Origin of the sequence: Desulfobacter hydrogenophilus (assembly GCF_004319545.1) — a bacterium.
GTDB classification, from domain to species: Bacteria; Desulfobacterota; Desulfobacteria; order Desulfobacterales; family Desulfobacteraceae; genus Desulfobacter; species Desulfobacter hydrogenophilus.
Window position 1 is genome coordinate 444,056 of sequence record NZ_CP036313.1, and the last position, 14,031, is coordinate 458,086.

General features: G+C 46.4%; 8 protein-coding genes. 5 read left to right on the top strand and 3 right to left on the bottom strand.

Translation table 11 applies throughout. The features are described 5' to 3' along the window. Positions 1 to 48 precede the first annotated feature (48 nt). The 5 genes from EYB58_RS01990 (at position 49) to EYB58_RS02010 (ending at position 10,543) form a co-directional block, all read left to right on the top strand. Complete coding sequence (locus EYB58_RS01990; protein WP_163354461.1) at positions 49 to 1,449, top strand: transporter substrate-binding domain-containing protein; 1,401 nt, start codon at positions 49 to 51, stop codon at positions 1,447 to 1,449. Continuing rightward, positions 1,446 to 4,661 carry a PAS domain S-box protein gene (locus tag EYB58_RS01995; RefSeq protein ID WP_111958381.1) on the top strand — a complete coding sequence of 1,072 codons (3,216 nt, stop codon included), beginning with the start codon at positions 1,446 to 1,448 and terminating at the stop codon, positions 4,659 to 4,661. Before EYB58_RS01990 ends, EYB58_RS01995 begins: the two co-directional genes overlap by 4 nt. An 11-nt stretch (positions 4,662 to 4,672) precedes the next feature. Beyond that, a complete protein-coding gene (locus tag EYB58_RS02000) occupies positions 4,673 to 5,983 on the top strand; it encodes a diguanylate cyclase domain-containing protein (RefSeq protein ID WP_111958383.1) in 1,311 nt (436 codons plus the stop codon). A gap of 8 nt (positions 5,984 to 5,991) precedes the next feature. Continuing rightward, positions 5,992 to 9,042 carry an efflux RND transporter permease subunit gene (locus EYB58_RS02005; protein ID WP_111958385.1) on the top strand — a complete coding sequence of 1,017 codons (3,051 nt, stop codon included), beginning with the start codon at positions 5,992 to 5,994 and terminating at the stop codon, positions 9,040 to 9,042. A gap of 133 nt (positions 9,043 to 9,175) precedes the next feature. Next, positions 9,176 to 10,543: an alginate export family protein gene (locus tag EYB58_RS02010; protein ID WP_111958387.1), complete on the top strand. Its 1,368-nt coding sequence runs from the start codon at positions 9,176 to 9,178 to the stop codon at positions 10,541 to 10,543. On the opposite strand, the gene EYB58_RS24355 is transcribed toward EYB58_RS02010, so the two are convergent. The 3 genes from EYB58_RS24355 to EYB58_RS02025 form a co-directional block, all read right to left on the bottom strand. After that, the gene (locus EYB58_RS24355) at positions 10,540 to 10,671 is read right to left on the bottom strand and encodes a PAS domain-containing protein (RefSeq protein ID WP_278186343.1); all 132 of its coding nucleotides are present in this window, start codon (positions 10,669 to 10,671) and stop codon (positions 10,540 to 10,542) included. The two genes, EYB58_RS02010 and EYB58_RS24355, sit on opposite strands and share 4 nt — an antisense overlap. Before the next feature lie 198 nt (positions 10,672 to 10,869). Continuing rightward, entirely contained in the window at positions 10,870 to 12,252 is a 1,383-nt protein-coding gene (locus EYB58_RS02015) for a tetrathionate reductase family octaheme c-type cytochrome (protein WP_306464101.1), read from the bottom strand. 104 nt (positions 12,253 to 12,356) lie between these two features. Continuing rightward, on the bottom strand, positions 12,357 to 13,889 hold the full coding sequence (locus tag EYB58_RS02025; RefSeq protein ID WP_111958393.1) for a glutamate synthase-related protein: 1,533 nt from the start codon (positions 13,887 to 13,889) through the stop codon (positions 12,357 to 12,359). Positions 13,890 to 14,031 lie beyond the last annotated feature (142 nt).

The window sequence follows — 14,031 nt, forward strand, 5'->3', positions numbered from 1 at the left end:
CAGCCATGAAAACAATAAAGGACGGCTTGTCTGACAGCTGACATGATAATGAGAATAACAAATACAATTGTTGGCGCAAGGAGCAAATATAAGAAGCAAATCAAACCGGTGTTTTTTGTTCTTCTTTTGTTTCACATGTTTTTCTGCCCTGGGGGCCTGTTTGCACAAAATGCAGACAATAAGGTTGCAGAAAGACTGAAGCTGACCCCTGAGGAGGGAAACTATCTTCAGGGAAAAAAAGTGCTGCAAATGCCGACCCATGACAACTGGAAGCCCTTTAATTTTATAGAAAATTCAATACCACAAGGGTACCTGATAGATCTTGCAAAAATGCTTGCTGACAAGATAGGTGTAAAAATTGAGTTTATTCAGGGGTATGCCTGGGCTGAGCATATGCAAATGTTAAAAGACGGGAACGTTGACATCGTCGGCAACATGGTGCAGACCGAGGAGCGGCAAAAAAGTTATCTCTTCAGCCACCAAAAAACCCTGAACCTGTTGACGGGACTGGCCAGCTTTAAACAGTATACCCGTATTAATGAAATCGGAAACGGCACTCTTGGCGTGCAAAAGGGTTCTGTCTTCGACAGCTTTTTTAAAAAGCATTATCCGGATCAGAATGTAACGTACTATTTAAATCTTCAAGAACTTTTCAAAGCGCTGGTAAATCGCGAAATTGATGCCTTTATCGAAAATTATTCCGTTATAAATTACCTTATCAATACGTCTCTTCTTTTTGAAAAAGATCTTGGCGTCTATCTGCTTGAAGACGAGCACAGGCTCGATCTTCCTATGCATTTTGCCGTCAGTAAAAATGAGCCAATACTTTTTTCTGTTATTAACAAAGCATACGACGCCATTGCCCAGAAAGATTTGGATAATCTGAAATCAAAATGGGAAATGAGCCCAAAAAAGAAAAAATCTCCCGACTTTACCGTTGATGAGAAAGCATGGATTCAGCAGCATCCGCAACTCAAAGTGGGCCTTTACCATGCACCGCCCTATAGCTATACGGAGTTTGGAGAACCGAAAGGCTACTTGGTCGATATTGTCAGACAAGTATTTGAACGTGCAAACTTAACCCCTGAATTTACCAGAACACTGCCGCTGAAAACCAAACTTAAGATGTTGCGGGCAAACGAGCTTGATGTCGGCATTGGTCTTATCAAAACAGAAGCAAGGGAAAAGTTTTTAGATTACACCAAAACACAGAAGGATCTTCAAGTTGGTATCTTTGCCCGGAATGACGGGCCGCAATATCTTAATGAAAAGAGCCTTAATGGTCTTACCATCGCTTCATATCACAGCTATGCTCTTGCTGAAAAATATATAAGAAAATATCAGGATATAAAAATTGTCAACGCAGACGATGCAGACGGCATGATGAAACTGGTTTCCCAGGGGGAGGCTGAGTTGCACTCCAAGAGGTGGCAGGTGCCAATTTTATGATATTTTGGGCCAACTACAACAACCTTGTCCTGAAAGGATATCTTCCGGATGCGATTCAGATCAGTACCATGGTTACCGGCAAAAATCACCCGCTCCTGAAATCTATCCTGGAAAAATCATATCAGGCCATTCCATTCAGTCAACTCTATGCCCTTCACGAAAAATGGCTTGGTGCAGACTTTTCGGCAGAACAAAGAATTATGACCAGAGAAGAGCTGGCGTTTTTAGATAATAAAAAGACATTTACCGTTTGTGATTATAACGACATGAACCCCATATCCGGTGTTCAAAATGGGCAACTAATCGGCGTTATGGGAGACTATTATAACGAAATCGCTTCACGCCTGAACGTAAAGTTTGAAGCGATCCCAACAAGTGATAGAGAAGAACTCAGCCGTAACGTGGCCGGCGGTAAATGTGATTTTATCTCTGTAATCCCAGCAGACCAACCTCCTTTTCCTGCAATCAAAAGATCCGACGAATTTGCCGGAAGTATTTATCTCTCCATGGGCAATCTGAAAAGTATTTTTTTTGATCAGGACAGCGATTTTGAAGGTCATACCTTCATTGTCTGTTATGAATCCTTCAAACAGGCGCTACAAGAAGCATATCCGGATCTTGACATCGAAGTGAATTCCGATATGGATCGTATTCTTAAAAAAATCAGCTCAGATGAAAATTCCCACTATGTAGCGCCTAAACCAATTATTGACAGCATTATTCAAAAATACGGTTATCAGAAATTTAAAATAAACGGTTCATTTGAAAAAGCTGAAATAAAATATGCACTGGGTGTGCATGATAAAAACCCGCTGCTGCTCTCCATAGTGAATAAAATCATCGCAACTATTCCGCCGGATTTAACAACCCGAATTTTCGATAAATACGAGCTCCGTGAAGTTCGTATCGAAAAGAGTTACAACATATATTTTCTTTACATCCTAGTCGCACTGCTCGTTGTAATGATTGTAGGACTGCTCGTCATCTTCCACCTAAAGAAGCAACACAAAATTATAGAAGCTGAAAAAGCAAGGTTTGAAACGCTTATGCAGAATGCCTCTGATGGTATTCTGATTATTGACAAAGACGCAAGCGTCCTTGATTCAAATATAAAAATACAACAGATGCTCGGTTACACCGCTGATGAAATAAAAACACTTAAAGTTTATGACATCAACAAATTTCATAAAAAAGACTGGGTAATCAAATCGCTGCATTCCATAATCACAGAAAACAGGCAGATCGACGTCAAGGCAGAATATACCCGGAAAGATGGTTCTACATTTCCGGTAGGTATCACCTCAAGCTCTATTGTGTTGGATAATCAGAACTGCAGTTACAGCTCCATCAGGGACATCAGCGAGCAGGTTGAAAAAGAAAAAGCCTTGACAGACAGTGAATTTCGCTGGAAATTTGCCATCGAAGGCAGCCGGGATGGTTTGTGGGACTGGAATGTGAAGACCTCGGAGGTCTATTTTTCACCACAATGGAAAAAAATGCTCGGTTTTAAAGATCATGAATTTCAAGGCACCCTTGAAGAATGGAAAAAACTGATTCACCCTGAAGATATGCCACAGATAATGCAGGACACCACTGACATCTTTGAGGGGAGAACACAAATTTTTATCAATCGTCACAGAGTCCGGACCAAAGGTGGCGACTATAAATGGATTCTCGACAGGGGTGTTATCGTTTCAAGAGATGAACAAGGCAACCCCGAGCGTATACTTGGCACACAGACCGATATCAGCCGGCAAAAAGAGACTGAGGAAAAACTTAAGGCCGCCATGATTGAGGCGCAGGAAGCCAATCGCAGTAAATCTGTTTTTCTCTCTAATATGTCCCATGAACTACGGACGCCGTTAAACGCCATACTGGGGTACACACAGATTTTTGCCGATGATAAAACACTAACAAAAAAGCAACTCTCCGGTATTCAAACAATGCAAAATGCCGGAGAACATCTACTGATGCTGATCAACGATATGCTTGACCTCTCTAAAATAGAAGCCGGAAAGTTGGAAATTCAATCGAGTGAAATAGAGCTCAAGGCATTTATTACCCATATTTGTAATTTCATAAAAGTGCGCAGTGATTCTAAAAACATTGAATTTTATCATGAAATCAGCCAGCACTTGCCGGACATTATTATTGGTGATGAATTGAGGATACGGCAGATCTTACTTAACCTTATTTCCAATGCCGTCAAGTTTACCGACAAAGGATACTGCTCATTTCAGGTCATTGGAGAAACCGTGAGCGAAGGAAAAACAAAGCTCAACTTCATTGTGGAAGACACAGGACCAGGAATCGATAAATCACAGCAGGAGATCGTATTTGAGCCTTTTAGACAGTCTGGAGAGCGTTTAAAATATTCCGAAGGAACCGGCCTTGGCTTGACTGTCAGCCGTAATCTGATCGTGCTTATGGGAGGCGAGCTTATTCTTACAAGCCCGATACACGACAAAAAGGAATCCGGCGTTGGTCTCGGCACCCGTTTCACGTTTAGCATTGTCGTTGCTTCAGAATATCGGGAAATGCCGCAAAAATGTGAACCCGGCATTTTATACAGTTTTCCCGACATAATGCCGGGATCAAAGAAGGTACTCATTGTAGACGACCAGTTCAGTAATCGTGTTGTGTTAAGAGATACGCTTGAATCTTTTGGGTTTGCCGTTTCAGAGGCCAAAGATGGTGGGCAAGCATTATCGGTATGTAAAGAAGTGCAACCGGATCTTGTGTTTATGGATTTGCGAATGCCGGGTGTTGACGGGTTTACGGGGGTCAAGTTGCTCCGTGAGGATGAACGGTGCGCTAAAATACCCGTTATTGCAATTACTGCTTCCATGGCAGGTGAGGATTATCTTAAAGAGAAATGCTACGCGTCCGGTTTTGTCGGATTTTTACCAAAACCGTTTGTGAAGCAGGATTTAATTCAGATGGTTGCCGACATTTTGAATCTCTCTCTCAAATGTCATAAAGAAACACCAGAAACCAATGAAGATATCGTTGCCCCACCACAGGAAGTGTTAGAGCAACTGTGGAATTTTTTACTTGATGGTGATCTTGATGCGATTTCCGACACGGCCCAGGAAATCAAAACAACAGACTCCGGACGTTACCGCAAATTTTCAAAACGATTGCAAGAACTTACAAACGAAATCCAGTTCAATGGCATTGAGCGGTTGTTGGATCAATATTTGAAAAAATAACGAGGAGCCACATGGTGTCGACAATTCTTTTAGTGGATGATCAGCCCAATAATATAAAGGTGTTGCTCTCTTTTTTAAAAAAGCATAATTTCAAAATCCGTGTGGCAGATTCCGGTGAACGGGCCCTGCAGATGCTGGAGCGGTTTCAGCCGAGCATTATTCTCATGGATGTTATGATGCCCAGGTTGGACGGCTTTGAAACCTGTCGGCGAATCAAACACAATAAAATGCTCCATGAAATTCCTGTGATTTTCATGACCGCCCTTGACAACGTAGAAGATAAGGTAGCCGGATTTGAAGCAGGAGGAGTTGACTATATTACCAAGCCCTTTCATCAGGCAGAAGTATTTGCAAGGGTCAAATTGCATATTGATCTGAGAGAAAAAAATATTGCCCTGCAAAAGAGTGAAAAACAAATTCGTATGATTGTAGAAAATGCGCCCATCAGCATTCATGAATTGAATCTGCAGGGGAAAATCATTTCTATGAACACGGCTGGATTGAAAATGATCGGGGCATCCAGCGAAGAACAGGTTCTTGAAATGGACTATAAGACAATAATTGATGAAACGGAAAAGTTGCGTGTGAACCGCATTTTCGACAAAGCATACGAGGGTAGCGTTTGTCAGTTTGAATTTAAGGCAAAAGGAAAAAATAACCCGATCTTCAGTGCACGGCTTGTCCCGATCAAAGACAAACAGGGCAAAATAGAACGATTGCTTGGCATTTCTGAAGATATTACCGAACAAAAAAAAGCAGAAGAAAAAGTCCGGCAAATGGCGTTTGTTGACGCCTTAACGCAGCTTCCCAACCGACGATTGCTTGAGGATCGTATTAAAAAGATCAAAGCACAAAGTGAAAGAACGGCAAACCACAATGCCCTGATATATATTGATCTCGATAATTTCAAACCGCTAAATGATACATGGGGCCATAAAGCCGGAGATTTGTTGCTGATTGAAGTAGCGCAACGCCTTACACACTCGGTACGGAAGATGGATACGGTTTCACGTCTTGGCGGTGATGAATTCGTTATCCTGCTCAGTATTCTGGACAAAGAACGTCAGCAGGCAGTAACACAGGTAACCCAGGTGTCCGAAAAGATACTTGCTGCTGTTTCAGAACCTTACGAGATAAACCTTGACCAGGATAACGGCAAGGTATCGCAGATTAGGCATATTTGTACGGCCAGTATTGGTGTTGCCGTTTTTGCAGGTAATGAGATTGCCGGTCCTGATGAAATTCTCAAATGGGCAGACGAAGCAATGTATAAAGCCAAAAATGCCGGGAAAAACACGATCCGGTTTTACGAAAAGATATAGATGATATAATGAAACACTTCAATCTAACCCAATGGTCCTTGAACCACCGGCAGCTGATCTGGTTTTGTATTGTTTTAACGGCGGTGGCCGGTGTCTATGCCTACCAGGGCATGGGGCGCATGGAAGACCCCAATTTCACCATACGCCAGATGATCATTGGCGTGGGCTGGCCCGGTGCGTCGGCAACCGAAGTGGAACAGCAGGTCACGGATAAAATTGAAAAGGAACTGCAGGATATCCCGGGTCTGGATTTCCTTGAAAGTTATTCCAGGCCCCAGACAGCGGTCATCTATGTCAACATCAAGGACACCGTGCATTCAAGCGACATCCGGCCCACCTGGCTTGAGGTGCGCAACATGGTCAACAACATGGTGGATGACCTGCCAAACGGCATTTTAGGCCCCTATTTCAATGACCGGTTTGACGATGTTTACGGTAATATTTATGCCCTGACATCAGACGGTTTTTCCTACGAACAGATGCGGGAAAAGGCCGAAGATATCCGTCAGGACCTTCTGATGATCAACAGCGTTAAAAAGGTGGTGCTGGAAGGGGTGCAGCCGGAAAAAATATATATTGAAATGGACAAAAAGAAACTGGCCCGCATGGGTATTGACCCCCTGCTTGTGGCTGCTGTCATTAAAAAACAGAACACCGTAACCCCGTCGGGCATGCTGGAAACCTCTACGGATAATGTGTTTATAAGGGTGACAGGCCTTTTTGACGATGTTGACGATCTGCGGAATCTTCCCATCCGGGTGCTGGAACGAACCTTTCGACTGGGGGATATTGCCACAATCCGCCGTGCCTATGCAGACCCCAGCGAACCCAAAATGTACTACAATGGGGAACCTGCCATCGGCATTGCCGTGTCCATGGAAGATGGGGACAATATTCTCAAACTGGGCCAGAACCTTGAAGCGGCCTTCACACGGATCAGGCAGAACATGCCCCTGGGGCTTGACATCCACCAGGTGGCCAACCAGCCCATGGTGGTCAAGGACGCCATTAATGAATTTGTCAAAACCCTGGCCGAAGCCATTGTCATTATTCTTGTGGTCAGCTTTTTAAGCCTTGGCCTTCGTTCGGGTATGGTGGTGGCGCTTTGTATTCCCCTGGTGATTGCCGCCACCTTTCTTTCCATGAAAATAGTCGGCATTGACCTGCACCGGGTCTCTTTAGGCGCACTGATTATCTCCCTGGGTCTTCTGGTGGACGATGCCGTGATCTCTGTGGAGATGATGGCCGTAAAACTGGAACAGGGGTACGACAAGGTGCAGGCGGCCTGCTTTGCCTACACCGTGACAGCCTTTCCCATGCTCACCGGGACGCTTACCACCTGTACAGGCTTCATCCCCATTGGTTTTGCAAACGGTGTTTCTTCGGAGTTCTGCAGGACCATCTTCCCGGTCATCGGTCTGTCCCTGATCATTTCTTGGGTGGTATCGGTCATGGTGACCCCGCTGTTCGGGACTTATCTGATCAAGACCCGCCCCACAAAAGAAGGGGAAAAGGAAAGAGACATTTATGATAAAGCCTTTTACCGGGTGTTCAGGCGGCTTCTGGTCTGGTGCCTGCGGTTCAGGTATGTGGTGCTGATTCTCACCGCCGCAGGTTTTATTTTTGCCCTGCACGGTTTTAAATATGCCAGGAAAGAGTTTTTCCCAGGCTCCGTGCGCCCGGAGCTGGTGGTGGATCTCACGTTACCCGAAGGGGCCTCCATTCAGGCCACGGACAGCCAGGCCAAGGCCTTTATCAATGCCATTTCCGGTAATCCGAATATTGACCACTTTGCCTGTTATGTGGGATCCGGCGGACCACGATTTGTTCTCACCTTTGAACCGGTTATGGCCCAGTCCAATTTTGCCCAGTTCATCATTGTGGCCAAGGGGCTTAATGAACGAAAACAGCTTGAAAGCCAAATAAAAAACCTTCTGGACAACAACTTCCCCAATGTCCGGGGGCATCTGCAGACCCTCCAGATGGGACCGCCGGAGCCCTACCCTGTGATGCTGCGCGTATCTGGACGTGAGTATGCAACGGTGCGACAGATTGCAGACCGGGTCAGGGATGTGATGGCTGCAGACCCGGATTTAAAAAAAATCAATTTAGACTGGTATGAAAAGACCAAAAAACTTCAATTAAACGTGGACCAGGACAAGGCCAGGGCTCTTGGTGTCACAAGTTCCGACCTGGCTCTGGCCATCCAATCCCAGCTTTCTGGTATCCCGGTCAGTGAATTCAGAGAAAAGGATAAAACCGTTGATATCGTATTGCGGCTGTCTGCAGGCGATCGGCAGTCCCTGGATGATATCCGGACACTTCCCATCCATGTGGGCCAGGGTAAAACCATTCCTCTATCGCAGATTGCCGATATCCGTTTCGGCATGGAAGAGGGTCTGATATGGCGACGCAACCTTTTGCCCACCATTACGGTGCAGGCAGACACTATGGCAGGCGTCACCGGCAACGATGCCAGCCAAAACGTGTATGAAGCCCTGAAACCTGTCCGGGAAAGCCTTCCTATTGGGTATTCCATTGATATCGGCGGCCTTTCAGAACAGAGTCAAAAAGCCACGGGCTATATCCTGGAGATGGTGCCGGTAATGACCATGATTATTGTGATCCTTCTGATGATCCAGATGCAGAATATCCCCAACATGATCCTGACCCTGTTAACGGCGCCTCTGGGGCTGATGGGGGTGATTGCCTCCCTTCTGATTTTCAACATGCCCATGGGTTTTCTATCCCAGCTCGGCATTCTGGCCCTGTCCGGCATTATCATCCGCAACTCGGTGATCCTCATGGACCAGATCGACCTCCAGGTGGCTGCCGGAGAGAATCGGTACCATGCCATTATCAAGGCCACGGTGTTCCGGTTCAGGCCCATCATGCTCACAGCGGCTTCCACCATCCTGGGTATGGTGCCCCTGGCCGTGGACAAATTCTGGGCTCCCATGGCCATAAGCATTGGCGGCGGACTTTTGGGTGCCACGATCCTGACCCTATTTGTTCTGCCCTGCATGGTGGCGACCTGGTATCGGGTAAAAGCAGAGTAAAAAAGGTATTAAATCGGCAATTAAACTGCGAAAAATGCATAGGGACCCCATTTACTCCCCGCTATTTAAAAACGTGCAACAAAAATGGTATCATGTCCCCAAATTTATGACATAGAAAGGAGGATTGATAAGGTTGAAACTCAAAGGGATATTACTTGTAATTGGTATTGCGATTTTTTTATACACAGATTGCCAGGCTGGCACCAAGGACACTTCGGCTGAAAATATACTGACTTTTGGTGTCAACATGCGCTTTCGGTATGAATATATGGATAATTTTAATTTAAACTACTATGGTGATGAACCAGCAAAAGGGAAAGGAACCGATGGCTTCCTCCTGGGAAGATTACGGATGGGTATGGATTATCGTCCCACAAAAAATATTCATGTGGCTGTCTGGGGGCAACATGCACAGGTCTGGGATATAGGGTTTAAAGAGAGCGATTTTTACAATTCGACCTTTGACCAGGAAAACAATCCATATGAAGATGAATGGGAGCTTTACAATACCTATCTGGAAGTCACACAGATTCTGGATCAGCCACTGAGTATGAAAGCGGGGAGGCAAATCATTTCCTATGGCGACAAAAGGATCTTTGGCCCGGGGCAGTGGGGAAATACTGGCAAATGGATCTGGGATGCCGTCAAATTTTCCTACAAATTGGGCGACGGATTTGTGGATGCCTTTTACGGGAAAACCATGCTTCATGATTCGGACCAATTCAGCCTGAATCACGATCACGGATTTGAAAGTTATGGATTTTACAGTCATTTTAAGCTTCCCAAAAACCTGTTGGGTATTATGGTTGAACCCTTTTTTATGACCAAAAAAAACGATCGGGACACCTATAAAGGTGAAAATGGGCAATGGGAAGATTTTGATTCCTACTATCTGGGGGGCAGAATCTTCAGGATGGATCTTAACGGATGGGACGCTGACTTTACCTTTATAAAGCAGGAGGGGGATCTCTCCGACGATGATATCGACGCTTACGGTTACCATGCGTTGATTGGCTACAATTTTAAAAATATTGTTTTCACACCCCGGATCAGTTTAGAGTATAGCTATGCTTCCGGTGACAGTGATCCCACTGATGGGAAAAAAGAGACGTTTGACGGGGCATTTGGGGCCAGGGACAAGATGTTCGGCCGAATGAATCTGTTTCAATGGAAAAATTTAAAGGATGCCCAGATCAATCTGGAAGTCAAATTAAAAAAAGGCTTTTATTTAACGGCAGAATACCACCAGTTCTGGTTGGCCGAAAAAGAAGATGCCTGGTATCTGAACAAGAACTATAAGGACACGACCGGCAATTCAGGGGATAAAATCGGAAAAGAATTTGATATCGTCGGCAGGTGGGATCTTCCCAGAGGGAATCAAATTCAGTTCGGTTATGGTCATTTCTGGCCGGATGAGTTTGCTGAAAAACAGGCTTCGGATAAAAAGGCTGACTGGGTCTTTTTACAGTGGACCTATAACTTTTCCTATGGGTTGATTTAAGTATAGAAGTAAAATCCAAAAATTCGTTCAGCAGCCACATTCCATAAACGTTTCGTCCCTTCGGTATCTGCAAATATCATTGCATCGAAATTTTGCTCTACAAGGCTGTCCATGAATCCGTCGTTCATATTTACATCATCACCTCAAAATGAGGGGTTCTTGAAATGATAGCACCTAACGCATAACGCCAGCATGCCGTAGGGCCTGGCCTTTGACCAGGTCCGACGACATGCGCTTGTTCTAGTTTGGTTACTCCTGAAAAGCCATATCCGTTACCATATTAGCAGCTGCGATCACAAAACGATCGCCAATATGGACCATTGCTCCTATTTTTCAAACCGAGCGCCACCGCCGGCCGGATCCTGTTTATACCCCAGGGCCTTGAAATCCATCACCCCTGAAGGACTGTGGCAATCCAGGCAGGACAGCGATTCCTCCTTGGGAACCACCCCATGGTTCAGACGCCAGTACATGACAGTCTCAACAAAGTCAACCTTACCGCTAAAGGGAAGTTTTGCGGCCTTCATGCCCTTTTCCGCTGCCAATTTCCAGTCTCCCGTGGCCATAAAACCGTCCTTGCCCGTTAAATGGGGAACAATAAGGATTCGATTTTCAGAATCCATGGGCTGCCGGCTTTTTACCAACTTGTAGGGGGTAATCCTTGCCAATGGGTCTTTGATACTGCCCACCGGGGAATTAAGTGCAGTGACGCCACTTGTTTTTATAGTGTCTCCCTTAAGATACCTGTGGTGTTTTCCATTGTACCAGGCATAGGTTGGACGCAACGCCTTCTCTTTTACGGTGATGCCTAATTTCCCCTGCACCACGATCTTGTTTTCACTCTGCTCCAGGATCTTATTTTCTTTAGCCCCTTTGGAAAAATCTCTGGATGTCAGGGTGAACTTTTTGCGTGCAAAGGTGGGAATATGGCAGGTCTGGCAGGCAATGGATTGACAGTGACCGTTCAACTGCTTCAACAGCGGAGACGCGTCATCATGGGGTGATTCGTCATGGCAATCCAAGCATGAGACGCTGCCCTCACTCACGGCTGAGGTCGTGCTGCTGCCTGCAATCCGATGCTGATCCGTGGCGTGGCATTCCTGGCAGGAAAAATCCTCTCCTCCCATGTGGACATCAAAAGATCTGGAAGGATTGAGAAATTCACTGCTCAGATCCCCATGCTTAAAATTATCCCCACCGCCACCATACCAGTGACAGGCGCCGCAGTTCCCCCGCCCCGGAGGACCGACGCTCCCAGCGATTTGTGCCAGGTCAATCCCCTTGTCTGGATAACCGCACTTATTTTTCTTTTTGGAATAGCGGCCCGTGGTATCATGGCACACCAGGCAGTCCACATTGGCCATATCTGTAAAATCAAAATTTTCGTCTTTCCACCCATAACCGGCATGACATTTGGTGCACCCGCACCAATTGGATTCGATGCTCACTCAGTAGTCGTTCATCAAATTTATTTTGCCAAGTTGGATCCCCTTAGCACGGCCTTCTAAAAAAGGGGCATCCCCCTTCCACAGCCAGTGGGCTGTCTTTATAAAGGCCTCACCCTGATCGGCATGGCACTCCAGGCATCGACGGGTGAGAGCCTGACCATTGGCATAATTTTTTTCCATGTGTTTGGAATGATCCTCCATGGCATAGCATGGGCTGTAAAACATGAGTAAAGAAATAAAAAACAACACTTTTTGAATCATGATTCCTCCTTAGGTTATTTCTCTGAAACAGACACAAAACCGTTTATGAACATCAAACAATACTATTTTAATATGGCAGCAGGATTAGTACCATCTATTTTTTCTTAATCCTGTCGGGGCAAAAACCACTTATCGGTCATCAGGTCCCTAGCATCGGATGTCAGGGGAATCAGGTCGCTTTTATCTGCAAGGCCGATCTTGAACTTCCGGTTCAATGCGGCAAAATGCTTTAACCCAAAGGCGATTTTATTGAGGTATGAAAAGACCCCGATGGCACCGGTGGGAAAATCGTTGGCCCGGGTGCCGTAAAGGGCGCGCAGGTCGGGCAAATCGCAAAAGATTCCCTCAACCGTGGTGCCGTAGGCTTTGAAACGTTCCGGCACTTTGCCCTCCCTGATTTGTTCTCCAATGGTCTTGGCGGTCATGGCCGCCGCCATGGAGGACCGGCACAGCCCGATGGCGTTTACATAGCCGTCCCCGTAAGCCAGTCCCTTGAAGACCTGGTCCTCGCTGGCGAAGCCGCCGGTCATCACCATGGCGGGCAGGGATAAGCCTTCGGCCTTCAGCCGGCTGCAAATGCGGACCACGGCATCCTCCATACAAACCGTGGGCAGGGACCATTCATTCATCATCTTGGATGGGCTGTACCCGGAACCGCCCCCGGCCCCATCAAAGGTGACCATATCCACCCTGGACATACAAGCCAGCCGGAGTACCCGTTCAATATCCACCCGGTCATACCCGGCCATTTTAAAATAAATATTTTCAGCCCCCATATCCCGCAGCATGGCAATATGGTCCATCATGGCCGTTTCATTCCACATGGGCAAACGGGCATAGGTATAGAAATTGGGGCAGACACCGTCGTTCCAGGCCTTTTGTACTTCCGGATCGCTGGGGTCGGGGTGGACGATGTTACCCTGGGCCTGTTTGGCAAGGGCGGTGTCAAGGTCCGCCACCCGGACCACGGGCTGGGTGCCTTTGGCCCCCTGGCCGAATTTAATTTCAATGGCTTTGGCCCCGTATTTTTCCATGGCGATTTTGGGCACGCCCATGAGATCGTCATTGGCATTGGACTGGAGCACAATCTGGCCGTATCCCCTGTCGTATCGGTTAAAGCAGTCCAAGGCCTTTTCCAGCAATGGAAATTCTGAAACCTTGCCATTGGCGGTTTTCAAGTCCGGGTCATTATTTCTGGCATCCTCACCGATGACACAGGTCACCCCGGCCATGGCCGCTCCTGAAAAATAATCCTGCCAGTTGAGCTTGATCAGGGCCGGCAGGATCACGGGCATGACCATCTTCACCGGGTTGATCTGCCCGTAGGTCTGGGTAAGATTCACATTGAATATGGTGGCTTCTTCATGGGTTTCCCCGGCCCCCTGGGCTCCAAAGACCCGGCCGTTGATGTTGAAGTGGGAAAAATCTATGGGATAGTCCTTTTCCGAAGCAATCTGATTGGTCCCGGTGGTAGTGGGGTATACGGTCCGGGCTCCGAGCACAGCGGCCTGGGCAATCTCGCAGGTGCCGCCGCAATCCTGGGTGCAAAATGAACACATGCCCGACTGGGGGGAGATGAAGGTGCTACGGTTTTTGGCAAATGTAAATCCTGAACTCAATCTGGGAGAATAGGTCATAGCGGCTCCTTTTATAAATTCACCTTTTTATATATTTTTTATTAAAACACTGGCAATTGCCGGTCCTAGGGCTGCGGCAATCAGCGATCTTAAATAATTGTTAAGGCAAACATAATGCCACAAAACAACATTGCGCGAAAGC

Excerpts from the sequence above, each read along its gene's own strand:
- EYB58_RS01990 (WP_163354461.1), top strand. The coding sequence starts at position 49 with ATGAGAATAACAAATACAATTGTTGGCGCAAGGAGCAAATATAAGAAG.
- EYB58_RS01995 (WP_111958381.1), top strand. The coding sequence starts at position 1,446 with ATGATATTTTGGGCCAACTACAACAACCTTGTCCTGAAAGGATATCTT.
- EYB58_RS02000 (WP_111958383.1), top strand. The coding sequence starts at position 4,673 with ATGGTGTCGACAATTCTTTTAGTGGATGATCAGCCCAATAATATAAAG.
- EYB58_RS02005 (WP_111958385.1), top strand. The coding sequence starts at position 5,992 with ATGAAACACTTCAATCTAACCCAATGGTCCTTGAACCACCGGCAGCTG.
- EYB58_RS24355 (WP_278186343.1), bottom strand. The coding sequence starts at position 10,671 with ATGAACGACGGATTCATGGACAGCCTTGTAGAGCAAAATTTCGATGCA.
- EYB58_RS02025 (WP_111958393.1), bottom strand. The coding sequence starts at position 13,889 with ATGACCTATTCTCCCAGATTGAGTTCAGGATTTACATTTGCCAAAAAC.